Here is a 24,123-nt window from a genome sequence, read left to right as displayed (position 1 = left end):
CGCAATCTCTCCTCTCAACATTCCATTGTGGTCAATAACGCGCAGTGATCATTTTCTTGCGGGTGTAGAATTCCACACCGTCACGGCCGTTGGCGTGCAGGTCTCCATAGAACGATTTCTTATAGCCCGAGAAAGGGAAGAAGGCCATCGGCGCAGGCACACCGAGATTCACGCCAAGCATTCCAGCATCAATCTCTTCCCGGAATTCCCGGACCGCCTTAGCGCTGTCCGTATAAATGCAGGCTCCATTGGCAAACGGGGACTGATTCGTTACGTTTATCGCCTCCGCCAGATCCTTGACACGCACCACAGACAGCAGCGGAGCGAAAATCTCATCGCGCCAGATCGTCATTCCCGGCTCTACACGGTCGAAGATGGTCGGCCCGAGAAAGTAGCCCTTACCTCCCGCCGCTGCATCTTTCCGGCCGTCCCGCACCAGCTCCGCCTTCTCCTGTACACCTGCCTCAATATAAGCCAGCGTGCGGTCCTTGTTCGACTGGCGGATGACCGGCCCGAGAAATACTCCGGCCTCTCTGCCGTCGCCGATCTTCAGCCCGTCGGCCGCCTCAAGGAGACGGCGCACCAGTTCGTCGGCAATCGTCTCCTGCACGACGACCACCGAACAGGCCATGCAACGCTCGCCCGCCGACCCGAAGGCCGCAGCGATAATATTCTTCACCGTATGGTCCAGATCGGCATCTTGAAGCACAATCGAATGGTTTTTGGCTCCGGCCAGTGCCTGCACCCGTTTGCCATGTGCAGTCCCTTGCTTATACACATATTCCGCTACCGGCTGTGAGCCGACAAAGGAAATCGCCTTCACCTCGTCGTGTTCAAGTAATCCACCCACCACATCATGTGCTCCATGCACCACATTCAGCACACCCGGCGGAAACCCCGCTTCCGCAAACAGCTCCGCCAGCCGGTTCATCAGCAGCGGTGTCCGTTCGGAAGGCTTCAGCACAAAGGTATTGCCGCAGGCCACTGCCAGCGGAAACATCCAGCAGGGTACCATCATCGGGAAGTTAAAGGGCGCGATCCCGCCGATCACCCCCAGGGGGTAACGGTACATGCCCGATTCAATTCCGGTGGCAATATCCGGCAGCTGGCTGCCCATCATCAGTGTGGGGATGCCGGAGGCAAACTCCACACATTCAATACCGCGCTGCACTTCGCCCAGCGCTTCCTCCAGGCTTTTGCCGTTCTCCAGCGTAATCAGCTCAGCCAGCTCATTCCAGTGCTGCACCAGCAGCTGCTGGTACTGGAAGAAATAGCGGGCCCTCCGCGGAACGGCAACCCTTTTCCATGAATGAAATGCCTCTGCCGCAGCTTGCACCGCAGTATCCAGCTCTTCGCGGCTGGAAATCGGCACATAAGCAATCACTTCTCCGGTTGCCGGGTTAAACACTTCCTCCTCCCGCCCGGATGATGACGCCACCCAAACCCCGTTTATATAATTCCTGACTTTTTCAGTCTGCTTCGCCAGCAGAGACATAGCCCACACCTCTTTCACTGTTTCTGGATGCCGATGATAACAGATGACCGCCAGAACGGGCGGCCATCTATCATCAATATGAGGGAAACCGCTTATTTTGCCGCCATTTCAACAATCTCGTTCGTATAGGCTTCTTCCACGTTGGCCGCCTCTTTGATTACACCGAATTTGAGCGCGATGTCTGCCGTCTGCTGGAATGCAGCTGCATCGGTATACCCCAGCTTGGAAACGTCAAAGCCCTCCGGCTGGATCAGCTTGGCAACCTCCGTCATCATCGTAAGCTGATGCTCTCTTGAAGTGCTGCCTTCTTCAGCGAGCTTCATTACACTATCCACAGCCGCCTCAGGATCGGCAATGGCATCTTTCCAGCCCTTCAAGGAAGCGCGGACGAATTTGGCCGCTGTCTCCTTATTGTCTGCAAGCCACTCTTTATTGGCGAACAGATTGTCTTCGAGCATCGCTACGCCTTCATCATTCATATCAATCACATTCAGCTCTTCGGCCTTGATGCCCGATTCCAGCACAACCTGATATTCGTTATACGTCATCGCCGAAGCCGCGTCGATTTCGCCGCCAAGGAATTGGTCCATCGTGAAGCCCTGCTTCGTGAAGTTAAGGTCCTTGTTGGAATCCAGCTTGTATTTATCAAAAAGCGCAAGGATTTCAAACTCGTTGCCACCCATCCAGTTGCCGACTTTTTTGCCTTTCAGATCGGCTGCACTGCTGATTCCCGCCTCCTTCTTGGACACCAGCACGAGTCCGCTCTTCTGGTAGATTTGCGCAATCTGCACCAGCGGCATTTCCTGTTCCTGGCTGGTCAGCAGACTCGCCACCCAATCCACGCCGATATCGGCGGAGCCGCCCGCGACCTGTTGCTCAGGCACTATATCCGGACCGCCGGGCAGGATCTCCACATTAAGACCTTCTTCAGCATAGTACCCCTTGTCCTGGGCCAGAAAGTATCCGGCAAATTGGGCCTGCGGCACCCATTTCAGCTGCAGCTTGACCGTCACCGGTTCCGCAGCCGGTTCTGTGGCCGCCGCCGTTTCCGGTGAAGCCGAAGCTCCCGTGCCTGCCGTCGCTTCAGCCGCCGGAGCATTATTATTGTTGTTACCTCCACAACCTGCCAGCAAAGAGATTGCCATGATCATTACCGCCATCAACAGCCCACCGTGAAATTTGCCTTTATTCCCTTTCATCACGCAGCTCCCCCTACCCATTTGAGTTTGTAGTTTGGTGTAACAGATTTAAGATGACGCACGCTGGGAGGAATGCCACTTGATGAATACCTTCTCCAGCCGCTCCACTACCAGATAGAAGATGACTCCGGCTATAGCCGCAAGTACGATGCAGGACCAGCCCAGCGGCATCTTGGCCACCTTGATCGAGTTGGATAGCAGGTAGCCAAGCCCTCTGGAGGAGAAGAAAAACTCTCCGACAATCGCTCCGATCATACTTGCGGTAGCATTGATCTTCAGCGCGGTGAACACATACGGCAGACTGTTCTGAATCCGCAGATAGCGGAACACCGCCGGCTTGCCGGCTGCGTAGGAATGCATTAAATCCAGCGCCAGCGGATCGACTGATACCATCCCTTTATAGGCATTGATAGCCATCGCCGCCATGGTCGTTGCCGTAACGATTGCCGCACGCGAGCCGATCCCGTCGCCGAACCACAGATTCATAATCGGTGCCAGCGCAACAATCGGAACAGCATTCAGTGCAGCGACCAGTGTCAGGCTGCCACCGCCCCAGCGGGGCCAGGCCGTTGCGACCAGGGCGATTAAGAACCCGAAGGCCGAACCAATCAGCATTCCCACCACAGCCTCAGTCAGCGTATAGCCGGTATAGGACAAGAGCAGGCTGAAATTATCCCTAATCGCCTCCGCTATGGCCGAAGGCAGCGGCAGCTGGTATTTTTTCAGATCGAACAGCTTGTGGAATATTTGTGCTTCCCAGAGAACCAGAAAAAGCACACCGGCCAGCAGAGGCAGAATCACGCCAGCGTTCAGCCATTTCACAGAGCGGCGTCCAAGCTTCCGCTTGCTCCGTCCAGTAAATACGCTATCCTTCGTTGTTATACGAGATGGTGTAGCTCCCTCATTTCCTGCAGAAGCTATCAACGTTGCTTCACGCACAGTATTTCCCTCCATTAACGGCGGCCCCCCTTCGGGCGGAATTCAGGCTGCCATGGCGCAACCAGGCGTTCGGCGAGGCTCATCAGTCCGTAGCTCGCCACTCCCAGCAGAGCGCCGACAATTACCGTGGACCAGAACATATACGTATGGGAAGGACCATAATAGAGATTGCGCAGCATGATCACACCAATGCCGTGCTGCGCCCCCATAAGCTCTACCAGAATCGCACCGGTCACGGCAAGCGGGGCTGCAACCTTGAGGCCGCTGAACAGTGCCGGCAGTGCGGCCGGAAAGCGCAGCTTCCAGTACACCGCCCAAGGTTTGGCAGCATAAGAATGCATCAGCTCCAGCGCCGGCAGATCGACGCTGCGCAGACCGCGCAGCATGTTGAGCGCAACCGGGAAAAAGGTAATGTATCCGGAAATAATGATCCGGGACACCTGCTCATCACGTACAATACCGTAAATAATGGGCGCAAGCCCCAGAATCGGGATCATCTGCGAGGCAATGGCATACGGAAAGGCAAGCTGCTCGATCGTCTTCGACAGACTCATCAGCACAGCGAGAACCACACCCGCAGAGGCACCGATCAGAAACCCGACTCCTGCATTGCCAAAGGTAGCTCCCCCCTCCTTAACCAGTGTGCCGCTGTACTTCCATAAGGTAGCCGCCACTTCATGAACATAAGGCAGCTTCGACTGGGCCAGCGGCGTTTGTGCCACATGGAGCAGCATCCAGGAGCCAGCCTCCCACACAATCAGCAGCCCAAGGAGCCAGACGGACAGCGGCAGCACGCGGCTGCGCATAAACGCACTGTTCCCCTTCATCGTTACACCCCTTCAAAGCTGTCGCGGATCGTGGCGATCAGTTCAAAAAACTGCGGGCTGTTTCTCATTTCCGCCGTACGCGGACGCGGCAGCGGAATATCAACAATGGCCGACAGCCTTCCCGGATGGGGAGAAAGCACGAATACGCGGTCAGACAGAAAAATGGATTCAGGAATGCTGTGGGTGACAAAAACAATGGTGCTCTGCACCTTGCTCCAGACAGACAGCAGTTCTTCATTCAGGCGCTCGCGGGTAAACTCATCCAGTGCGGAGAACGGTTCATCCATGAGCAGTATCTCCGGCTCCATCGACAGCGCTCTGGCAATCGCAACCCGCTGCTGCATGCCGCCGCTGAGCTGCCAGGGATATTTGTCCGCGAAGCCTTGCAGCCCGACGAGATCCAGCAGTTCCAGCGCCTTGTCCTCACGGATCGACTTCTTGACGCCCATCAGCTCCAGCGGCAGGGTAATGTTGTGTTTCACCTTGCGCCAGTCATAAAGTACCGGACTCTGGAAAACTATGCCATACTTTTGGGCGAGTCTGGCTTCCTTGGCGCTCTTGCCAGCCACCGTAATGTTTCCGCCGGTTGGTGTAATAAGATCTGCCATCAATCTCAGCAGTGTAGTTTTGCCGCACCCCGATGGACCCAGCAGGGAGACGAATTCTCCTTTGGCAATATCAAGGCTCACCTGATGCAGTGCAAGTACGTCGGCAGTCTCCGCCATATAACGCATTTCAACGTTTTCCAGCTGTATTTCAGGAATTCTTGCCGCTACTAATGACATTTCCAGCTCCCCCTTCATCCCTGAATTTGATCGATTAATGTTAATTAACATAACGCAATTTCTTATTAAATGCTGACTTTCTTTTCGAAATGTAGTATTAACTAACATGGTACACTTTGCTCCCGGTACACTCACTAGACAAATAGTAAAATTGCATCTGTGAAATTCCGTCACTTTGTCTAGGAGAGGCGCTTTCATTGTCAATAATGAAGAAATATGCCGATAAAAGAAGGTAGCGGTATTCACGCTTCACTGCGTTCAATCCCGAATGTTATCCATGAAGATATGTGGTACTATTTATCTATATTCTTGCTGAAACAGGAGACAATACGTGATGTTTAATGCTTATAATAACGCCTCATGGCTATATGCCCCGTTGTCCCTGCTCCCATGGCCAACCTCGGCAGCCCACACTACCTGGAGGCCCGGCCGATGGAAGCTATGATCTCGAATTATATTATCATTGTCTCCATCTCCGGTGTGCTGAGCGCACTTCTCGCGCTGTTCGCCTATTACAGAAGAACGGATTTCTCCGGAATCAATGCCTTCATTCTCAGCTCTATCACTTCCGCGATCTATACCTTTGGCTTCGCGCTGGAATTGTCGGGCAGCACCATGCAGGAGATTGGCTTTTGGGTCAAGGTGGAGTATCTGGGAATGCCCTATATCGCTCCTTCCAGCCTGATTATGATCATGCATTTCGTCGGCCTGGACCGGCTGGTTAAGAAAGGGCTGCTGACCGCGCTGTACTCCATCCCCTTAATCTCTACCGTGCTCGTATGGACCAACGATTATCACCATCTGTTCTATCAGTCGATGCATTTCCGGGAGGGTGCCCCCACCCCGCTGATCGACATCGTAATGGGACCTTGGTATATTGTGCAGGGCAGTTTGACCTTCGGCTGCATGCTTGCGGGAATGTGTCTCATTCTCTGGCAATGGAACCGGATGAAGCGGGTCTACCGCCGGCAGATGATGACGATCTTCATCGGACAGTTCCTCCCGGCTTTGGGAGCCTTCCTATATTTAATGAACATGACCCCTTATGGAATGGACCCTGTGCCGGTGATTATGAGCGTGACTTCGACCCTCTATATTTGGGCAATTCTTTCCAGGGGCATGCTTACCGCGGCCCCCATCGCCCGGGAGAATTTGTTCGAGAGCATGCGTGACGGAGTGCTGGTCACGGACCGCAAAGATACGCTCGTCGACTATAACCGTGCTGCCACGGAAATGCTGGAAGGCCTGGATTCATCGGCCATCGGCAGACCGCTCGCCCAGCTGTTCCTGCCTGCGGGCAAAGACGCTGTAGATTATGTAATGAATTCTGACCCTCTGCTCAGCGAGGAACGCGAGCTGGCCTGGAATATCAACGGGGAGACCAGCTATTACCAGGTCAGATCCTCTCCGGTGCAGAAGCATGACGGTCATCTGGCCGGGCGGATGATTATGCTGATCGATGTGACAGAGCGGACGCTGCTCCAGGCCAAGCTGCTGCAGCTCGCCACTGTCGACAGCCTGACCGGCATCTATAACCGTACGCACTTCATGGAGCGGAGCCGGTCTCTGCTGGAGGAAGCAGTTGGCAGCAAGCGCCCCTTGTCCATCATTCTGCTCGATATCGACTTTTTCAAGAGCATCAATGACCGCTACGGACATCAATATGGCGATATGGCGCTCCAGCATATTGTCGGCGTATGCAGCAAGCATGTGCGCGAAGGGGATATTTTCGGACGTTACGGAGGTGAAGAATTCGTCATTTGTCTGCCTGACACTTCCTTGAAGCAGGCGGCTCTGCTCTCCGAAGCTATCCGTGACAGCATTGAGCACAGCGAAGTCAGCACCTCGTCCGGTCCGGTCCATGTGACGGCAAGCTTCGGGGTGGCGGAGGCGTTCAGGGAACCTACTTCGCTTGAAGAGCTGCTCTCTGAAGCGGATCATGCGCTCTACAGCTCCAAACGCAACGGACGCAATACCGTACATTTATCTAGCGGAGGTTCGATCACCCCCTTTACACCTGTTTAAACGAACAGCCCTGTTCTCCGGCAAGAAGCCGTTTAGAGAACAGGGCTGTTATCTCATCAATCTGCAACACAATGAACCCGCCAGTGCGTGGCAGGGTCTGAATATAATCAGTAGAAAATATGAATATTGCAGTTAACGCCGCTTCGCGCCTGCCATGAAATATTCCACACCCTGCAGCAAATCCCCAGGCAGCTCTTCAAGCTGCAGATAGGTCTTCAGCTCCAGCACCACCCGTTCCCGGTTGTGTCCGAACACATCGACGATCCGGGCCAGCCGTTCCCAGGGAGCCAGATCCTCCCGGAACTCCTGCCTGGTCATCGGCAGCCCATGCGACTCCACATACCAGTCCGCATCATAGCGGTAGGCAATGTCCAGCAATCTTAAGAACCCGGTGCTGCTGTATTGGCGCGGTCCGCCATACACAGCAGGGCCTAGAGCATCGCCCAGAAAAAGGACCTTGTCTTCCTTAACGTAAAGCACACAGGAGTCCGGCGAATGGTCGCCGCCCACATGGACCACTTCACAGACAACTCCGCCCAAATCGACCGTGAGGCTGCCGGTAAACACAATATCCGGCTTGACGACAGTTACCTCTCTTGCCTCGCCGTACTCCAGGCGGATATGTTCCGCACTTTCTTCACTGATCGTGCCACTCTTTACAAGCTTCTCCAAGCCTTCTTCTCCCCAGTTCAGCCCGGTCAGGCTCTCCAGCACTTTCGCCGTCTCTTCATGGGCAATAGCTGGGGACTTCCAGGATGAGAGTCCGAAGGTGTGATCCCAGTGCCAATGGGTCAGAATCAGCATGTCTGGCTGCCTGCAGCCGCGTCTAGCCAGTTCTTCCCGAAACAGCGCTGCATGGGCCGGCGAATTGCCGGCATCCATCAGAAGTGTACGCCGTTCCCCTATAATTGCTGCCAATACCGGACGATCCGTGTCATGCTCCGGATGCATAATCAGAATATGACGGCTAAGCTGCTCGAACTTGTGCTCCATCTCGTGCTCCCCCTTGCAATATACATCTGACTGAAAATAGGCCGGACTACAAAGTATATCCGGACGTTCTTTTGGTGATAACAGCACCCATAGCGGTATTTCCGGCCTCGTTCGTTTCAGGCCATCTTTAATCTTCATGTTGCCTCAATTACGGACATTAATCAACAGGCCTTGTTTGCTAAAGAGGGTTTTAAGTTTAATAAGAGTTAGCTGATCTGTTCGGGTCAGGTACGGATATACTGACAAGGAGGAGATTCCATGATTAAGATCGGGCTAACCGGCTTCGGTGACCACGAAGAGCTTTACGGCAAAATCAAGCCCGCTGACCGGCTCCCTACCTATAGCGCGCATTTTCCGATTGTGGAGATTGACAGCTCCTTTTATGCCGTGCAGCCAGTCAGAAATTACGCCAAATGGGTGAGCCAGACGCCGGATGCCTTCCGGTTTATCGTTAAAGCCTATCAGGGAATGACCGGACATTTACGCGAGAAAAAGAATTATTACGACACTCCGGAGGAAATGTATCAGGCTTTCCACACCTCTATTGAGCCAGTCCGGGCAGCCGGGAAGCTTGCGATGGCCCTCTTCCAGTTTCCGCCGTGGTTCGACTGCACCAAAGAAAACGTGCAGTTTCTGCGTGAGGCCAAGCAGCGGATGCTGGATGTGCCTTCCGCCATCGAGTTCCGCAATGACTCCTGGTACAGTCCGGAAATGCAGGCCAAAACCCTGCAGTTTCTGGAGCAGGAGGGCTGGATTCATACGGTGGCCGATGAACCCCAGGCCGGATCAGGCTCGGTTCCGATTGTGCCGGTGGCCACATCGCCGGATATCACCTACGTGCGGCTGCATGGCCGCAACGCCCAGGGCTGGAGCCAGAGCAGCCATCCGAATTGGCGGAGCCTGCGCTACTTGTACCGCTACAGCACAGAGGAGCTGACCGAGTGGCGGGACCGGCTGCTTGCGCTGGAGCAGTCCTGCCGGGAGCTGTACGTGGTCTTCAATAATAACTCCGGTGGTGACGCCACCGATAACGCCAAAGAGCTGCAAGCGCTGCTCGGAATCGACGGCGGACTGGCCCCGCGCCAGCTGGACTTATTTTCATGAGCACCAGATGTGTACATATCCTCTCTTCTGCTCCTTACTGAAGCACGACAACAATCGTATTTATCCATTCATATCATAATTTTAAAGGAGGCCAAACGGAAATGAAGAGAAACCATACGATGATGCAGTTTTTCGAATGGCATGTCGCCGCGGACGGGAACCACTGGAAACGGCTGGCTGATGCTGCCACCGAGCTGAAGGCCGCCTATATTGATTCTGTCTGGGTACCGCCGGTAACCAAGGCTGTCTCTGGCGAGGATACAGGCTATGGTGTCTATGATCTATACGATCTGGGCGAATTCGACCAGAAGGGGACCATCCGGACCAAATACGGCACCAAGCTGGAACTGGTGGAGGCGATTGCCGAATGCCAAAAGAACGGCATCGCTGTTTATGTGGATCTGGTGATGAATCATAAAGCGGGCGCCGACGAGACCGAAGTGTTCCAGGTGATCGAGGTTGATCCGAACGACCGCAACAAGGAGATTTCGAAACCGTTCGAGATTGAAGGCTGGACCAAATTCACCTTTCCCGGACGTGGAGACCAGTACTCCGCCTTTAAATGGAACCACACTCATTTTAACGGCACCGATTTCGATGCCAAGGAAAGCCGGACCGGCGTATTCAAGCTTGCCTCCGACAACAAGAGCTGGAACCCGAATGTGGATGACGAGTTCGGCAACTATGATTATCTGATGTTCGCCAACATCGACTACAGCCATGAGGAAGTTAGGCATGAGATGCTGGAATGGGGCAAATGGCTGGTCGACACGCTGCAGTGCAGCGGATACCGGCTGGACGCCATCAAGCATATCAATCATGAATTCATCAAAGAATTCGCTGCCGAAATGGGTAAAAAACGCGGTGAGGACTTCTACATTGTCGGCGAATTCTGGAACTCGAATCTCGAGGCCTGCCGGGAATTCCTCAACACGGTGGATTATCAAATCGACCTGTTCGATGTATCGCTTCACTACAAGCTGTATTCGGCTGCACTGGCGGGCAGGGACTTTGATCTGACCCAAATCTTTAACGATACGCTCGTCCAGACCCACCCTGGCAATGCCGTAACTTTTGTTGACAATCATGATTCGCAGCCCCATGAAGCGCTGGAATCCTGGATCGGCGACTGGTTCAAGCAAAGTGCCTATGCCCTGATCCTGCTGCGGCGTGACGGATACCCGGTTGTCTTCTACGGTGATTATTATGGCATCGGCGGACCAACTCCGGTGGAAGGCAAGAAAGCCGCCATTGATCCGCTGCTCTACACCCGGTACCATAAGGCATACGGAGAGCAGGATGATTATTTCGACCACCCCAATACGATTGGCTGGGTGCGGCGCGGTGTGGAAGAAATCGAAGGCTCCGGCTGTGCCGTAGTCATCTCCAATGGAGATCAGGGGGAGAAGCGGATGTTCCTCGGCGAGGAACGCGCAGGCGAAGTTTGGAAGGATTTCACCCATAACCGCGAGGACAATATAACCATCGGTGAGGATGGCTGGGCGGTTTTCCCGGTAAACGGCGGAAGTGTCTCTGTCTGGGCTCTGCCCGATAACGGCGACAAGGAGCCCGATCCGGCATAAAGCATCTATTTAATAAAAGAGGTGAACTACGCGCCGTACCGGCAGCCGTTAGTTCACCTCTTTGTTATATACGTTGACGTTCCGGTTCAACTGAGTTTATAGCTCAGCATATATTCTGTAAGCGGTCCGTCAAGATCAAGCTGCGGATCATTAACAGTCCATTCCCCCGCAATGTCCAGTTCACGGCAGGCAAGCCCGAAATTGCAGGCGGCAATCCCGATATCAATCCGCTGCATCTCAAAGCCCAGCTTGTTGCCGCTGTAATTCGGCGTATGCTGCAGGTAGAAATGGGCCTGCTTCCGGTCCGGAGAGACTACCACTCTCCAAGGCTGTTTATTTGAAGCGGAAGGGCCGAGCCGGACCATTTCCAGCGGGGGCGCAAGCTTCCCGGCTGACTCGGGAGCGAGCATATTGCCAAATTCGGTGTCGTAGAACAGATCCCGCCAAGGCTTCTTCTGATCAGCTTTGACGACATAGCGCATCGTGGCATCCAGCAGCCGCTGCTTCTCCCGTGCATACCCCAGCGGCGTGATGCAAGGAATAATCTCGCCCTGGGCAAGCTCGATTTCGCGGGCAAAGGTCTTGCGGTTGAACGTCCCGCCAAGCCAGCAGGTGCCAAGTCCCAGGCTGGTGGCATAGAGAATCAGCCTATGAAACACATACCCGAATTCCAGCAGCGCCAGTTTGTCGTTCCTGACCTTGCCGACCAAGTACGCCTGCGGATTCTGGATGATACCGTAAGCCCCCAGCTTCACGTTTTTTCCGTCCTCTGTCCCGCTTTTGGCCCAGACCCACTCAATTCCCGGCTTTCCGCCAAACGGCCCATGCAGATTATCCTCCTGGCTCAGATAATCCATTATGGAAGCATGGACGGCCTCCCCGATCGGTGTGGCTTCATAAGTCCGTACAGATTTACGCTTCTCGATAATATCCATAACCGGAATTCCCATCTGATGTCCCTCCCCTTCATTATTTTAAAAAAGATGGCGCCTGTGGAAACAGGAGCCATCCAAGTGATGATGGATACTTATGATTGCTTATTCTGCAATCTTAATAAGATCTTAATAAGAGCAAAGGTTTAGTTAGTTATATTTTTCACATACTAATATTAACATCTATAGACCATGCTGTATAGACGCAGAGCCCGCCTTAGGGGGAATTTCAATACGCCGGTGACGGCTGCTTCTGCACCCAAAAAGAGGACTCCCTCACGGCAAAGGATGTCCTCTTTTTGGGTAAGCTGTTTACTTGGCTTCGGGTGCGTACTTATACGCGGATGTCAAATCTTCCTTCGCTGTCCGTAGTGGCAGCAGCGATCTCTTGCGCGCTTGCCGCAGCAAGCGTATTGCTGTTTGCAGGTTTCTCAGGTGGTGTGCTGCTGCTGTTTGCGGAAGCGGAGCTGTTCTTGGATTTCTGGGCAATTTGCGCATCGATCTGCTTGATCTGCTGCTCAATTTGCTTGGTCTTGGTTTCCTTTGTCTTCTCGTCGTCCTTGCTGGCCCCGATCTTCTCCAGGTCGGCTTGCAGCTTCGCTTTTTGCTTCTCCAGCGCACTTGTATCGGTAGCACTGGAAGCAGTATAGGAAGCGGAAGATGTAGATGATGCGGATGAAATATTCATTCACATTCCTCCTTTCACCTCTACACTATAATCCTTCCACCCCAAAGGAACGTTAAAATGCGCTGAAGGTTTGCTGAAAGTATTCGAAGCTATGAATTGGATTAGACCTTGCTCTGACCACTCTCATCCACTGCCTGAGCCGTTTTTGGCCGGGTTTTGCGGTTGACCAGCGTTACGCTAAGCAGAATAATCGCCAGACCGGCAAGCGTATTGGCATAGACCGGTTCATTCAGGAAGATTACACCCCACATCAGCCCGAACACGGGGACCAGAAAGGTAACGCTGACGGTCTTGACCGCGCCGACACTTTGGATCAGGTGAAAATACAAGAGATACGCCACGGAAGTGCAAATGAATGACAAACCGAGTACGGAAAAAACCGCTGCCGAAGACGGCAGCTCCCGGGGGGCAAAAATTACCGCCAGCGGCAGCAGCACTACAGCCGCCCCGAGCTGCTGGCCTGCAGCAAGCGCCAATGGCGCAAGGCCACGGCCCACGCGTGCAGCGTATAATCCCCCGAAGCCGTAGGCAAGTGCAGCTCCGAGAGAGAAAAACACAGACAACAGAACCTTGCCGGAGAGCGGCACCGGACTCCATCCGACCAGCACTGCTACGCCGAGCAAGCCGATCACGAGTCCTATAGACTTGGACAGTCCCGGCTTCTCCTGTTGCGTTCCCCAAGCAGCAAGTGCAGCGAACATCGGTGTGGTGGCATTGAGGATGGCTGCCAGCGAAGCGCTAAGGTGCAGCTCGGCCATGCAGATCAGTGTGAAGGGCAGCGCGGCATTAATGGAGCCCAGCACAAGGAACTGCTTCCAATGCTGCCAGATCCCCAGCTTCCGCTTGGTGACCGCTGCAAAGAGCAGCAAGGTTGCTGCTGCCAGCGTAACGCGCAGCTCTGTCGTAACAACAGGCCCCAATTCGGGAGAAGCAATTCTCATAAACAGAAAGGAAGCGCCCCAGGAAAAGGCCAACAGCAAAAGAATGGAGAAATCCTTACGGCTCATTTCTTCTCCCCTCTCTTGCAGAGCAGCAGATAGGACAGGATAGAACAAACCCCGGCACCCGCGATCACGATCGCCATCGGCAGCGCCGTTTCGTCACCCCCAAGGCCGACCAGCGGAGCGACACAGCCGCCAAGCAGCAGCGGCAGCAGACCCAGCAGCGCTGAAGCGCTGCCTGCGGTTTCTCCCTGATCCTGCATCGCCAGCGAGAAGCTGGTAGTGCCCACCATTCCCACACTGGAAACCACAGCGAACAGGCAGATCAGGATGGGAAGGAGACCGCCTCCCGCCAGAATAGTGATCAGCAGCACAACACCTCCCAGTGTGCAGAGCAGGAGGCCGCTGGCCAGCAGCTTCGCTTCGCCCAGCCGTCCGGACAATCTTCCGGCAATCTGGCCGGACATAATAATCCCCAGCCCGTTAACGGCAAAGATCAGACTGTACATTTGCGGAGACACTCCAAAAATATTTTGCAGCACAAATGAAGAGCCGGAAATATAAGCGAACATCGCCGCTGTAACAAACCCTTGAGAGAGCGCATAACCTATAAACTTCCTGTTGCGGAGCAGATCACGGAAGGTGCGCAGCGTGCCTAACAGCCCGCTTTTTACGCGCCGCTCCTTCGGCAGCGTCTCCGGCAGCCGCAGCAGAATGGTGGCGCAAAAGAGCAGCCCGGCTGCAAATAATACAATGAATACGCCCTGCCAGGTCGTTATTCTCAGCAGCTGCCCGCCGATAACGGGAGCGAATATGGGCCCCAGACCATTGACGATCATCAGCAGCGAGAAAAACTTCGTGAGTTCGGAGCCGCTGTACAGATCGCGGACCGCCGCCCGGGAGATGACCACCCCTACCGAGCCGGCCAGGCCCTGGATAAAGCGCAGCCCGACCAACAGCCCGATCGAGGGGCTGAAGGCGCAGAGCAGCGAGGATACCGCATAAATCAGCATGCCGATGAGCAGCGGACGGCGGCGCCCGTGGACATCACTCAGAGGCCCTGCCACAAGCTGCCCCAAGGCCAGCCCCAGCAAAAAGAAGGTCAGACTGAGCTGTACCAGCGCTGCGCTGGTGCCGAAATGTTCGCCAAGCGCGGGAAGCGCAGGCAAATACATATCGATGGACAGCGGACCAATGGTGGCAATAGCCCCCAGAATGACAGCAAGCTGAAGCCGCTGTTTCCGCGATGGGCCTTCTGCGGCCAGCGAATTCTTATCGTTTTGTATTTTGATCATGGTAAATTATTGTCAACCTTTCCGCAGCAGGCCTCAGGCCAGTTTTTTTGTATTCTTCATACTACCTGATGGGGGCATGTTGTTCAATGTTTTTCCCTATTTATCCCATTGGACTTTCAGTGCATGTACAGGTCGCCCGTCCATAGTGATAGGCAGTCCTGCATTATCTATGTACCTCAGAAGCAACGGCTTTCCGGTGCGGGTTGTATTCGGCATAGGCTCCGGTTATGTGTCTGTAATCCAGCGGGGCATCCTCGATGATCGCTTTGCGTTTGGCTTTCAATACAATTTGCTCGATATCGGCAAGGCTGCAGCCCGCCAGCAGTTCAGCCATCCGGCGGGACAGCTCCTGCGCCTCCGGTTCAGAACCGACAAACAGCCCAATATACTGAAGCCGGTCTTCCTCTGTCGGCAGCGAATACGTCATTTTCGTATCAAACCGCCGCCACACCGCTGGGTCCAGCTCTTCCTCCAGGTTGGTTGCGGCAACAAAAATACTTTCGCCATGAAACTCATCCAGGCATTGCAGCAGCGTGTTGACCACCCGTGCCATCTCCTTCACCTCATCGCCGGAATCACGCATTCGGCCCAGCACATCGAATTCGTCCAGAAAAAGCACACAAGGTGCGGCATTGGCATAGTCAAATACCTTCCGCACATTGCTCCCGGTCTCACCAAGATGGCTGTGAATAATCGTATCCAGGCGGACCAGAACAAGCGGAAGCTCCAGGCGGTGCGCGATATAAAATGCGGTCAGCGTTTTGCCGGTGCCGGGAGGACCGAACATCACCATTTTGCTCGGCATAGGCACATCCTCCGCCTCAAATCTTTCTTTCATGCCCTGGATCGTAATAAATTCATCCACAATGGTCCGGTTGACCCCATTCAGAATGATGCGCCGCACCTTGCGCCCGCATTCCTTTGGTGTATATACGGTTGCCATATCCAATCCCTTGGCCCGGGGCAGCCGGGCGGGGTTGCTGTTCTTTTTGCTGCTGTTCACGTTGGGTAGACTCCTTACATTCATAATATTAAATAGTAACAATTACGATTAAAGTCCATGGTACCAAAAACCGGAGAAATTTGCTACATCCCATGACTATCTGCAGGCAAAAACCAGAACGCTGCCGGAGGATTAGATGGATTTAAACAGAAATAAAGGGACGCACGTGTGTGCGTCCGTGTCCGGAAAGTGTATTCCTGGCTCTCAGCATAAACAGACCGAGTTGCACTTATTTTGGGCTTTTAGCCTGTTACAGTAGGGAAACGGACTCCAGTGCAGTTATTTCTCCCTGCTGGCCGTTTTTAGATAGAATGCAGAGCAGATAAGGTCCACTGGATCCGAAAAAGAAAATAAACAGGGGTTTTACTCTCCTTAGCGTCTCCTGAGTCCGGTACGAGTAAACGAACCCGCTGAGGGCTTTTAAGGGACCCTATTTCTGTACTAAATCCCTGCTTCCCCAGAGCCCTTCCAGTTTGAAGACATGCTCTAGCAGGCTGGCTTGCGCAATATCATGACAGCAAAAAACCGCCCGCAGGAGCTTCTAAGCGACATTACGTCACTTATCAGCGGCCCCGCAGGCGGTTGTAGTTGTAGCTTTCCTGAAATTATTTGCTGTTCCGGTTCAGCCAATCACGGGCTGCTTCAGCCTCGGCCGCGCTCAGGCGGTGTCCCTGATTACCCCAGTGGGAGGTAACTTCAGCCCCCGCCCCCTGCAGCAGCTGCTCCAGCTCCCGCGTTTCTTCTGCCCGGATCAGCGGATCATTGGTGCCTGCACCGATGAAGACCGAAACGCCGTTAAGCGAAGGGATCGCAAGCCCACGGAGCGGCACCATCGGATGCAGCAGCACTGCCGAACGGAACAGGTTTCCGTAATGAAATAGCAGGCTGCCGGCGATATTCGCTCCATTGGAGTAGCCGACGGCTACGAGATTGTCTGCATCGAAACCGTACTGCGCCGCAGCTACATCCAGGAACTGCTTCAGCTCATGGGTGCGGAAGATCAGGTCCTCTTCATCAAAGACACCTTCAGCCAGACGGCGGAAGTAACGCGGCATGCCGTTCTCCAGCACATTTCCCCGGATACCCAGTACAGAAGCGCCGGGAGCCAGCAGCTCCGCCAGCGGCAGCAAATCCTGCTCGTTTCCACCTGTGCCATGGAATAATACTAGTGTTGGTTGGTTGGCGTCTGTTCCTTTCCGATAGACATGAATCATCCCTGCTTCACCTCAATTTCCCGGATTTCAAAAGGGCTCAAATTCTCTTCGATCAGGGCACGGTGCGGTTCAAACCATGCCGGAAGCATCAGCTTCTGGCCCAGCGCATCCGGAGCCTCGTCATTGGCGAACCCTGGAGGATCGGTAGCAATCTCGAACAGGATTCCGCCTTCTTCACGGAAGTAGATGGCATTGAAGTATTGGCGGTCCTGTACCGGAGTGGGCTGGTAGCCGTGGCTTTGCACATGGCGTCCCCATTCCAGCTGCTCGGAATCATCTTTAGCGCGCCAGGCGATATGATGAACGGTTCCCGAGCCTCCGGCTCCTTGCGGCACCGGCGAGTCTTTAAGATCAATAATGTTGCCGAGATCGGCAGTAGAGCCGTAACGGATATAACCGTCTCCCTTGGCGATCAGCTCCATTCCGAGTGTACGGGTAAGTGTATCAGCTGTTTTTTCGGGATTTGTACTGTAGAGCACAGCCCCGCCAAAACCTTTAATGGCATGCTCCGCAGTCACTCCGGCAAAGGACCAGGTACTCCGCGGACCTGCTTCGCGTTCCACCAGCTCAATCCGCAGTCCATCGTAATCGCTGAAAGACAGGTAAGACTCAGAGATCCGGGTTACATGGGTAACCGGAATCTGATATGCGGCAAGCCGCTGCTCCCAGAAAGCCATCGAACCAACCGGAATCGCGTAAGTGGTTACGCCAACCTGCCCGCCGCCAATCCGGCCTTTGCGCCCTGTCGACCAAGGAAAGAAGGTAATAATGGTGCCCGGTGCACCCTGCTCATTCCCGAAATAGAGGTGGTAAACCTCGGGGGCGTCAAAGTTAATTGTCTTTTTTACAAGCCGCAGGCCGAGAATTCCGGCATAGAAATCGGCATTACGCTGAGCATCTCCGACAAAAGCTGTAATATGGTGAATCCCTGCAGTTTGAAGTGTCATTATAAGTCATCTCCCTAAGGTTTTTTTTAGATGATAAGTTTGAATAGATGAACATCTGGCGTATAATCCGATTTAGTTAAAAAACAGGGCATCCAGCGAAATCGAACCTGCTCCGGTCAAAGCCACACCTACTGCGACTACGAGCACCGTTAATGGAAACTCGATTCCGTTGGCCGTCGACCAAAATCCGTTCGGAGCATGAACCTTGATAATCGCGCCGAGCATCGTTGCGGCAATCAATACTGCGGCTACAGGAGTCAGGAGTCCGGCTGCGAACAGCAAGCCTCCGACAAGCTCCAGCATTCCTGCCAGCACGGCCATCGCGACCCCCGGCTTAATGCCGATGGATTCCATCCAGCCGCCCGTGCCCTTTGGACCGTATCCTCCGAACCAGCCAAACAGCTTCTGTGCCCCATGTCCGATAAAAGCAATCCCGATCACCAATCTTATCAATAACAACCCTACACTAACCATTTTATACCCTCTCCATTCTCTTGAATTTAATTATCTTAACCTTAAGATATTAGCTAAAAAAATATAGTTGAACCTTGTACTTGCTGCTGGCCTGGTAAATGCTGATAAGCAAGCTTCCCGCCCCGTTCTTAGGAGAACGCCGCTAACCTAAATGCCTTTACCAAGCTTCTTTAGTAATTCTATTGCCTGTTCCTTCTCCTCCTGATTCAAACCGCCCATCATCCCGTGAATAGAAGAAACATGGCGGGGGAAAATATCGTCAAACAGCTCGCGGCCCGCTTCGGTAATCTCCGCATAAGTTACGCGCCGGTCATCGCTGCAGGGAACACGCTTCAGCAGTCCTCTCTTCTCCAGCTTGTCGATATTGTAAGTGATGCTCCCGCTGGTAACGAGAATCTTCTCTCCGATCTGCTGCAGCGGAATCCGCGTTCTATGATAGAGCACCTCGAGGATCATAAACTCGGCAGAAGCTAAACCATGGCTCTTCATATCCTTTACTGCCAGATCCATCAGGCTCTTATAAGCTTTGGACAAGACCACGAACAATTTCAGTGATGAAGCCTGCTCCTGATCCGATGCGCCAGCCGTTTTGCTGATCAACTCATTGTAGTCACTCATATTGTACACCTCCAATGCTTTCGGCATTTATCTTTAAGTTAATTATCTTTAAGTTAAGATAAATATAATCCTGCGCGGGAAATTTGTCAACAGTTTTTATTTCCTTCAAATCTATAAAACAATCTTGATCTGCAGATGATCTCCTATTAACTCGGCACTGACCGTTCCGCGTAATTTATCTGTCAGTATTTTGACTATCGACAATCCTAATCCTGTACTTCCCGCGCTTCGTGATACATCTGAAGTATAGAAGCGGTCAAATAACCGCGCCGGATTAATGTCTTGTGAACTGGATATTGCATTTGTCAAAATCAATTCTGTTCTACCATTATTCAGAAGGGTGATCCTGATATCACTCATGGCATACCGCGCCGCATTGTCGAGCAAATTCTGTAAAATACGCCGCAGCATCTCTTCGTCAGTCCAAACAAATACGCTTTCTTCCGGGAGTGATATCTGCGGATGCAAGCCCCTCTGCTCAAACATCGTTGCACATTCTGCAACGGTATCCATGATGACATTAGAGTAATTAACATTTCGAAACTCCGGTTGAATATGCTCTGAATCAAGTACAGCCAATTCATAAAATGACTTGATCAAGGTTTGTAAATGATTTGCTTTTCGTAAAGTAATGACGATTTGCTCACGCTGCTCTAAAGTTACATGTCCTTTTTGCAAAAGCTGAAGGTAGCCGATCATTGAGGTTAGCGGTGTCCGCAGATCGTGTGAGATATTCGCTATGGATTCTTTCAAGTGTTTTCCGCTTCTGATCATATTAATCCGAAGTTCGCGCTGCTTGGTCAGATTCTTATTAATTTCTGCAGCCAGCAGAGTGACATCCTTATCAATCAATGAAATGTCCAGCTTCTTATCCATATTTCCGGCTGACAGTTCTATCAATTGTTTAGTGATATTGCGTATTTGCTTTCTAAGCGAACAGAGGCGAAACATAAGTGTTACAAGCATTATCGCTAATAGGATAATAATATACAGCATCTATTGTAGCGCCTCTTTCCCCGTTTTTATCTTAATTCACATGTATTGAATCTCTGAAATGAAAGTGAGATGAAAAAAAGCAGATATACCAGCCCTGAGAGAAAAATTTCTGAAACTTGTGCTGTGGAAAGCGAATAGGCCAATGATGTTCTAATTTGATTCATAGGTAAAAAACGCAACCAAGGCAACGAATCATACCACCCCATAGGTCCAGCATAGGCGATGCACATGGCACTTACAAAAAGAACAATCATAGAGACAGAAACTGTTCTAGCCGAGTCCCGGAATATGAATGCAAAAAAAATGCAAACAGAAAACACCGCACTATTAAGTAATACAGAAAAACCAACCACACGCAGGATATACAATACATCATTATTCCAAGAATCTCCCCACCCCAGCAGAAAAGACATTCTTATACTTCCCACAATGGGACTTATCAGCATTAAAATGTTGAAAACGGCTAAATAAATGAGACATTTACTAATAAAGATCTTTATTCTGGAATGGCCTGCTACAACCTCCAAATGTATCGTACGATTGGTGAAATCCTGTCCAATCAGTAAAGCTGCGATAGCAGAGAACAAAACCAGCCAAATGGTGGAATCATAGACCATTGCAGTGAAGATACCTATAGCATCTACACGTGTAGTCAAATCGGCAACATATCCTTTGCTGGCGAATACTCCATAAATTATACTTAGCAGCGAACAACCGATGAAAAATTTATTATATTTTAAACGGTACCATTCCATTTGCATAAGATTATTCATTGTATCCCCCTTTAATGTAACTCTGAACGATTGAAAATCTTGCTTGCAGCGAAACATAAAACCGCAAGAAAAATCATTCCGACAAGCAGCGCTGCTCCTAATGATGAAGAATGCTCTATTAAAAGTCTCAACTGTCCCAAAGGAATAAACCTTGCAATCTCTTTTGCATGTGGACCATTCAGCAGGAATATAGTTAGAAAATATAGCAACGCCGGGATTGATAATGTGTTCCCGACATCTTTGCATGTAAAGGCTACTATTAGAGAAACTCCGCACATCGCAGCATTTAGTACAGCTGTTGTAAAAAATAAAGAAATTAGATAATCAAGATCTGACCAGAATGAAGAATGTCCCCATCCGTGAATAAACGTGTTTATAGAAATGATCAGAACCGGTTGCATTAATAAAACGATGTTTGATCCGGCTATAAATACTATGGCTTTGCTAAAAAACACATGATAGCGTTTATGCCCTGCACATATTGTCTGGTAAAGCGTATGGTCGGCAAGATCTTTTCCGATATAAAGGGCTCCGAATACACTTGTCAACAGCATTAATATGGGTGCGTTATACAAAGATGCAAAGATACTTTCATACCCGCTTAGTCCCCCTTGATCAAGCATAAGGAAGCTTCCAAGGACTATTGACAGTCCCAGCAGGACGAAAAAACTTCTATCATGCTTCAGCTTGTACATTTCAGCTTTAATGAGACAATACATTGTTTTCTCCCCCAATACGGTGGAGGAAGTAACTTTCCAGCGTATCACCAGCCAGTGCCATTCCGGTTATCAGTACACCTTCCTTCATAAGCACCGCAGAGATAGCCTCCATGTCATCCAAGTGATCGTACAATTTAATAGTGCCATCAGGCATTACCTGATACTCTTTTATGCCCAGCTGACTCTCTAATGCGAGCAATGCATTCTCAACCTTATTGGTTTGCAGCGCAATATGGCGTTTACACTTTTCATTCAGCTGATTTTGCGTTAATTCTTCTATCAGGGTACCTTTATTAATCAATATGTATTGCGACACCGTTTGATAAAGCTCATTAAGGATATGACTGGATATTAATATCGTTGTACCGCGTTCCTCATTCAAGCGCTTCAGTAAAATTCGTATTTCAGCAATCCCCATGGGGTCAAGGCCATTAATGGGTTCATCTAAAATGAGTAATTCAGGATCATGAAGTAATGCAATTGCAATACCCAACCGCTGCCGCATTCCCAAAGAAAAATTACGGACAGCCTTCCTTCCTATACTACTGTCATTCAGACCGACCAGCTCCAAAGTTTCCTTGATTACCTGTTTATCAGGTATACCACGCTGAATACGCTGAACCTCCAAATTCTGTACAGCAGTCATATTGGGGTAAAGCGCGGGTGTTTCGACCATGCAGCCTATTCGTTTACGTTGCTCTTGCAGAGCCTGTTTTCCTGTTTTCCCAAAAAGGTACAGCTCGCCGCTTGTGGGAAAGGATAATCCTGCAATCAAGCGAATCAACGTTGTTTTTCCTGCTCCGTTCTGACCCATGAAGCCATAAATTTTCCCCCGTTCAATACTTAAATTAATATTATCCAAGGCCAAAACATGATTGTATTTCTTGGTGAGGTTTTTGGTCATAAGGATGGTGTCATTCATCTCTGTCACACTCCTTATATAAAATAAGCTAAAGTACAGAAGCTTGTGGTTGCTGCCTATTTTAGAATAAAACCTTAAATAAATTCTTAAATTAAACCAGCGTATCTTAAAGAATCCATAAAGTCTTTGTTCGTGACTATGATTAAATTTAGTTTATGTAGTCTTATACAAGCGATAGCCAATTCCCCAGACCGTCTCAATGTATTGCTGGTCAGGGTTGATGACCTTCAGCTTATTGCGTATGTTGCTAATATGGACATTAAGCGTATTATCCTCGCTCATATATTCTTCGTTCCATATACTCCTGAATAAATTTGCTTTTGAATATATTTTGTCCGGATGCCTCATAAGCAGCGCCAAAATCCCGTATTCTTTGGCAGTAAGTGCAAGTTCGCGTCCTGCAACCTCTACAAGATGATTAATATCATCCAGCTCAATATCTTTATAGATCAGACATTTGGAGCCGGCAGTATTCATCTGCATTTTATTACGCCGCAAATTGCTTTCGATCCGGGCTAAAGTCTCGTCGAGATCAAAGGGTTTTGTGATGTAATCATCTGCTCCGATACGCAAAAGATCTATTTTTGTTTGCGTTGTATCTTTGGCAGAAATCACTATCACCGGAACTGCAGAATGTTTGCGCAGTTCAAGCAGAATCTGATCACCGCTTTTATACGGCAACATCAGGTCTAACAATATTAAGTCAAAGGTTTCCGTTTGAATAAGCTGCAAGGCTTCTAATCCATCATATGTAGAAGTCGTTAAATAACCATGTCCGGATATAAAGCTGTGAAGCAATCCGTTTATTTCTTTCTCATCTTCGACAATCAGTATATGCTCCATTTCATCACACCTCTTGATTAACTTGAGATCCGGTTATTCTGCTCACAGCTAATTTACCGGATTTTCAGGGTATAAAATCTTCCTTTTCCCCTTTATTTTAACACTAAGCCTTGAAAATACGTTTACTATATAGATTAAACTTGTGGTTTTAGAGTACAGGATCAGTCGCAACTACGGTGAATATTTGGACTTCCGGCCGCTGTTGTCGTAAGAATTTCTTGATTTTAACCGCTATTTAGCGGTAGAAATCCGAAGACAAAGGCGGTCACTACCGTTCCTCCAGTTCCAAAATCCCCCTCCGTTGCTCCTTTCCCTTATCTCAAGTTTTTAAGTTCAATCTATATAGCATTTCAAATCATTTTGATTTCAGCTAACCCGTCTAGAAATTCCCCGGCGAATTTGACCTGCCTCCTAAAACGGCGTAGACTTTCAAAAGTGAGCAGAAACAATAAAAGATCAGGCCGCAACCAGCGGTTTATTTGTGCTATTTCAAGTTCATCTATAGAGAAGGAGGCTGAGTAATGAAGGCAGATCATACTTCAACCTCGACCGGCGAAGCCGTGGAGGAAGCCCTGCCGCGCGTGCTGATCGTAACCGCTGTCGAAGCCGAGCGGGAGGCGGTCCTGCGCGGCCTGAGGGGCAGCAGCAGGTTCCACGTCATTGCTGCGGGTGCCGGCACCGCGGCAGCAGCGGCGGGCACCGCCGCCGCTCTGGCAGCCGGAAGCTACGGCTGCGTTATCAGCGCCGGGATCGGCGGCGGGTTCCCCGGGCGGGCGCCCGTAGGTTCGCTGGCCCTCGCCAGCGAGAT

24 protein-coding genes are annotated in these 24,123 nt (G+C 51.2%); 4 read left to right on the top strand and 20 right to left on the bottom strand.

Features of this window, described 5'->3' with window-relative positions; all coding sequences use genetic code 11:
• Window positions 1-31 precede the first annotated feature (31 nt).
• The 5 genes from ACAN56_RS21740 to ACAN56_RS21720 form a co-directional block, all read right to left on the bottom strand.
• Window positions 32-1,495, bottom strand: coding sequence for a CoA-acylating methylmalonate-semialdehyde dehydrogenase (locus ACAN56_RS21740; protein ID WP_379145717.1), 1,464 nt, complete (start codon window positions 1,493-1,495; stop codon window positions 32-34).
• A gap of 92 nt (window positions 1,496-1,587) precedes the next feature.
• On the bottom strand, window positions 1,588-2,694 hold the full coding sequence (locus ACAN56_RS21735; RefSeq protein WP_038597661.1) for an ABC transporter substrate-binding protein: 1,107 nt from the start codon (window positions 2,692-2,694) through the stop codon (window positions 1,588-1,590).
• Window positions 2,695-2,742: 48 nt separating this feature from the next.
• Window positions 2,743-3,648, bottom strand: coding sequence for an ABC transporter permease (locus ACAN56_RS21730; RefSeq protein WP_379145715.1), 906 nt, complete (start codon window positions 3,646-3,648; stop codon window positions 2,743-2,745).
• Window positions 3,648-4,460, bottom strand: coding sequence for an ABC transporter permease (locus ACAN56_RS21725; protein ID WP_379145713.1), 813 nt, complete (start codon window positions 4,458-4,460; stop codon window positions 3,648-3,650). Before ACAN56_RS21725 ends, ACAN56_RS21730 begins: the two co-directional genes overlap by 1 nt.
• A 2-nt stretch (window positions 4,461-4,462) precedes the next feature.
• Complete coding sequence (locus ACAN56_RS21720; RefSeq protein ID WP_038597670.1) at window positions 4,463-5,245, bottom strand: ABC transporter ATP-binding protein; 783 nt, start codon at window positions 5,243-5,245, stop codon at window positions 4,463-4,465.
• A gap of 432 nt (window positions 5,246-5,677) precedes the next feature.
• Between ACAN56_RS21720 and ACAN56_RS21715 the strand changes: the two genes are divergently transcribed.
• Window positions 5,678-7,270, top strand: a complete 1,593-nt coding sequence (locus tag ACAN56_RS21715) for a histidine kinase N-terminal 7TM domain-containing protein (protein ID WP_038597673.1) — start codon at window positions 5,678-5,680, stop codon at window positions 7,268-7,270.
• Between the two features lie 132 nt (window positions 7,271-7,402).
• On the opposite strand, the gene ACAN56_RS21710 is transcribed toward ACAN56_RS21715, so the two are convergent.
• Entirely contained in the window at window positions 7,403-8,263 is an 861-nt protein-coding gene (locus ACAN56_RS21710; RefSeq protein ID WP_052092371.1) for an MBL fold metallo-hydrolase, read from the bottom strand.
• A gap of 258 nt (window positions 8,264-8,521) precedes the next feature.
• Between ACAN56_RS21710 and ACAN56_RS21705 the strand changes: the two genes are divergently transcribed.
• Both ACAN56_RS21705 and ACAN56_RS21700 read left to right on the top strand, forming a co-directional pair.
• Complete coding sequence (locus ACAN56_RS21705) at window positions 8,522-9,367, top strand: DUF72 domain-containing protein (protein WP_038597676.1); 846 nt, start codon at window positions 8,522-8,524, stop codon at window positions 9,365-9,367.
• Window positions 9,368-9,468: 101 nt separating this feature from the next.
• Entirely contained in the window at window positions 9,469-10,950 is a 1,482-nt protein-coding gene (locus ACAN56_RS21700) for an alpha-amylase (protein WP_038597679.1), read from the top strand.
• A gap of 86 nt (window positions 10,951-11,036) precedes the next feature.
• On the opposite strand, the gene ACAN56_RS21695 is transcribed toward ACAN56_RS21700, so the two are convergent.
• The 14 genes from ACAN56_RS21695 to ACAN56_RS21630 all read right to left on the bottom strand — a co-directional run bounded on the left by ACAN56_RS21695 (window position 11,037) and on the right by ACAN56_RS21630 (window position 23,315).
• Window positions 11,037-11,900 (bottom strand): nitroreductase family protein, encoded by an 864-nt coding sequence (locus tag ACAN56_RS21695; protein ID WP_038597682.1) that lies wholly within the window; start codon window positions 11,898-11,900, stop codon window positions 11,037-11,039.
• 316 nt (window positions 11,901-12,216) lie between these two features.
• Window positions 12,217-12,570 (bottom strand): FlxA-like family protein, encoded by a 354-nt coding sequence (locus ACAN56_RS21690; protein WP_038597685.1) that lies wholly within the window; start codon window positions 12,568-12,570, stop codon window positions 12,217-12,219.
• Window positions 12,571-12,671: 101 nt separating this feature from the next.
• Window positions 12,672-13,577: a DMT family transporter gene (locus ACAN56_RS21685; protein ID WP_038597688.1), complete on the bottom strand. Its 906-nt coding sequence runs from the start codon at window positions 13,575-13,577 to the stop codon at window positions 12,672-12,674.
• Window positions 13,574-14,806: a multidrug effflux MFS transporter gene (locus tag ACAN56_RS21680; RefSeq protein ID WP_038597691.1), complete on the bottom strand. Its 1,233-nt coding sequence runs from the start codon at window positions 14,804-14,806 to the stop codon at window positions 13,574-13,576. Before ACAN56_RS21680 ends, ACAN56_RS21685 begins: the two co-directional genes overlap by 4 nt.
• Window positions 14,807-14,969: 163 nt before the next feature.
• On the bottom strand, window positions 14,970-15,749 hold the full coding sequence (locus ACAN56_RS21675; RefSeq protein ID WP_379145791.1) for an AAA family ATPase: 780 nt from the start codon (window positions 15,747-15,749) through the stop codon (window positions 14,970-14,972).
• Between the two features lie 665 nt (window positions 15,750-16,414).
• The gene (locus tag ACAN56_RS21670; RefSeq protein ID WP_038597696.1) at window positions 16,415-17,023 is read right to left on the bottom strand and encodes an alpha/beta hydrolase; all 609 of its coding nucleotides are present in this window, start codon (window positions 17,021-17,023) and stop codon (window positions 16,415-16,417) included.
• Window positions 17,020-17,970, bottom strand: coding sequence for a ring-cleaving dioxygenase (locus ACAN56_RS21665; protein ID WP_379145709.1), 951 nt, complete (start codon window positions 17,968-17,970; stop codon window positions 17,020-17,022). Before ACAN56_RS21665 ends, ACAN56_RS21670 begins: the two co-directional genes overlap by 4 nt.
• Before the next feature lie 72 nt (window positions 17,971-18,042).
• Entirely contained in the window at window positions 18,043-18,444 is a 402-nt protein-coding gene (locus tag ACAN56_RS21660; protein WP_038597702.1) for a DoxX family protein, read from the bottom strand.
• A gap of 147 nt (window positions 18,445-18,591) precedes the next feature.
• Window positions 18,592-19,062 carry a MarR family winged helix-turn-helix transcriptional regulator gene (locus tag ACAN56_RS21655; protein ID WP_052092372.1) on the bottom strand — a complete coding sequence of 157 codons (471 nt, stop codon included), beginning with the start codon at window positions 19,060-19,062 and terminating at the stop codon, window positions 18,592-18,594.
• 111 nt (window positions 19,063-19,173) lie between these two features.
• On the bottom strand, window positions 19,174-20,058 hold the full coding sequence (locus ACAN56_RS21650; RefSeq protein WP_379145708.1) for a sensor histidine kinase: 885 nt from the start codon (window positions 20,056-20,058) through the stop codon (window positions 19,174-19,176).
• Window positions 20,059-20,084: 26 nt separating this feature from the next.
• On the bottom strand, window positions 20,085-20,831 hold the full coding sequence (locus ACAN56_RS21645) for an ABC transporter permease (RefSeq protein WP_076111020.1): 747 nt from the start codon (window positions 20,829-20,831) through the stop codon (window positions 20,085-20,087).
• An 11-nt stretch (window positions 20,832-20,842) separates the two neighbouring features.
• Window positions 20,843-21,454, bottom strand: a complete 612-nt coding sequence (locus ACAN56_RS21640; RefSeq protein WP_379145707.1) for a hypothetical protein — start codon at window positions 21,452-21,454, stop codon at window positions 20,843-20,845.
• A 79-nt stretch (window positions 21,455-21,533) separates the two neighbouring features.
• Window positions 21,534-22,472 carry an ABC transporter ATP-binding protein gene (locus ACAN56_RS21635; protein WP_379145706.1) on the bottom strand — a complete coding sequence of 313 codons (939 nt, stop codon included), beginning with the start codon at window positions 22,470-22,472 and terminating at the stop codon, window positions 21,534-21,536.
• A 153-nt stretch (window positions 22,473-22,625) separates the two neighbouring features.
• On the bottom strand, window positions 22,626-23,315 hold the full coding sequence (locus ACAN56_RS21630; RefSeq protein ID WP_076111016.1) for a response regulator transcription factor: 690 nt from the start codon (window positions 23,313-23,315) through the stop codon (window positions 22,626-22,628).
• A gap of 521 nt (window positions 23,316-23,836) precedes the next feature.
• On the opposite strand from ACAN56_RS21630, the gene ACAN56_RS21625 reads away from it, so the two are divergent.
• On the top strand, window positions 23,837-24,123 hold a 287-nt coding region (locus ACAN56_RS21625), incomplete at its 3' end, for a nucleoside phosphorylase-I family protein (protein ID WP_489685704.1).

Source organism: Paenibacillus paludis, from assembly GCF_042610515.1.
Classification (GTDB): Bacteria; Bacillota; Bacilli; order Paenibacillales; family Paenibacillaceae; genus Paenibacillus_AQ.
Note: the sequence above shows the minus strand (reverse complement) of the source record. Positions and strands in the feature narration are given on the sequence as shown.

What these genes read in the sequence shown, in the direction of transcription:
- ACAN56_RS21665 (WP_379145709.1), bottom strand. Translation starts at nt 17,970, where the DNA reads ATGACACTTCAAACTGCAGGGATTCACCATATTACAGCTTTTGTCGGA.
- ACAN56_RS21705 (WP_038597676.1), top strand. Translation starts at nt 8,522, where the DNA reads ATGATTAAGATCGGGCTAACCGGCTTCGGTGACCACGAAGAGCTTTAC.
- ACAN56_RS21725 (WP_379145713.1), bottom strand. Translation starts at nt 4,460, where the DNA reads ATGAAGGGGAACAGTGCGTTTATGCGCAGCCGCGTGCTGCCGCTGTCC.
- ACAN56_RS21635 (WP_379145706.1), bottom strand. Translation starts at nt 22,472, where the DNA reads ATGAATGACACCATCCTTATGACCAAAAACCTCACCAAGAAATACAAT.
- ACAN56_RS21640 (WP_379145707.1), bottom strand. Translation starts at nt 21,454, where the DNA reads ATGCTTGATCAAGGGGGACTAAGCGGGTATGAAAGTATCTTTGCATCT.
- ACAN56_RS21700 (WP_038597679.1), top strand. Translation starts at nt 9,469, where the DNA reads ATGAAGAGAAACCATACGATGATGCAGTTTTTCGAATGGCATGTCGCC.
- ACAN56_RS21650 (WP_379145708.1), bottom strand. Translation starts at nt 20,058, where the DNA reads ATGCTGTATATTATTATCCTATTAGCGATAATGCTTGTAACACTTATG.
- ACAN56_RS21735 (WP_038597661.1), bottom strand. Translation starts at nt 2,694, where the DNA reads ATGAAAGGGAATAAAGGCAAATTTCACGGTGGGCTGTTGATGGCGGTA.
- ACAN56_RS21715 (WP_038597673.1), top strand. Translation starts at nt 5,678, where the DNA reads ATGGAAGCTATGATCTCGAATTATATTATCATTGTCTCCATCTCCGGT.
- ACAN56_RS21685 (WP_038597688.1), bottom strand. Translation starts at nt 13,577, where the DNA reads ATGAGCCGTAAGGATTTCTCCATTCTTTTGCTGTTGGCCTTTTCCTGG.
- ACAN56_RS21645 (WP_076111020.1), bottom strand. Translation starts at nt 20,831, where the DNA reads ATGAATAATCTTATGCAAATGGAATGGTACCGTTTAAAATATAATAAA.
- ACAN56_RS21740 (WP_379145717.1), bottom strand. Translation starts at nt 1,495, where the DNA reads ATGTCTCTGCTGGCGAAGCAGACTGAAAAAGTCAGGAATTATATAAAC.
- ACAN56_RS21670 (WP_038597696.1), bottom strand. Translation starts at nt 17,023, where the DNA reads ATGATTCATGTCTATCGGAAAGGAACAGACGCCAACCAACCAACACTA.
- ACAN56_RS21675 (WP_379145791.1), bottom strand. Translation starts at nt 15,749, where the DNA reads ATGGCAACCGTATATACACCAAAGGAATGCGGGCGCAAGGTGCGGCGC.
- ACAN56_RS21655 (WP_052092372.1), bottom strand. Translation starts at nt 19,062, where the DNA reads ATGAGTGACTACAATGAGTTGATCAGCAAAACGGCTGGCGCATCGGAT.
- ACAN56_RS21690 (WP_038597685.1), bottom strand. Translation starts at nt 12,570, where the DNA reads ATGAATATTTCATCCGCATCATCTACATCTTCCGCTTCCTATACTGCT.
- ACAN56_RS21680 (WP_038597691.1), bottom strand. Translation starts at nt 14,806, where the DNA reads ATGATCAAAATACAAAACGATAAGAATTCGCTGGCCGCAGAAGGCCCA.
- ACAN56_RS21660 (WP_038597702.1), bottom strand. Translation starts at nt 18,444, where the DNA reads ATGGTTAGTGTAGGGTTGTTATTGATAAGATTGGTGATCGGGATTGCT.
- ACAN56_RS21720 (WP_038597670.1), bottom strand. Translation starts at nt 5,245, where the DNA reads ATGTCATTAGTAGCGGCAAGAATTCCTGAAATACAGCTGGAAAACGTT.
- ACAN56_RS21630 (WP_076111016.1), bottom strand. Translation starts at nt 23,315, where the DNA reads ATGGAGCATATACTGATTGTCGAAGATGAGAAAGAAATAAACGGATTG.
- ACAN56_RS21710 (WP_052092371.1), bottom strand. Translation starts at nt 8,263, where the DNA reads ATGGAGCACAAGTTCGAGCAGCTTAGCCGTCATATTCTGATTATGCAT.
- ACAN56_RS21695 (WP_038597682.1), bottom strand. Translation starts at nt 11,900, where the DNA reads ATGGGAATTCCGGTTATGGATATTATCGAGAAGCGTAAATCTGTACGG.
- ACAN56_RS21730 (WP_379145715.1), bottom strand. Translation starts at nt 3,648, where the DNA reads ATGGAGGGAAATACTGTGCGTGAAGCAACGTTGATAGCTTCTGCAGGA.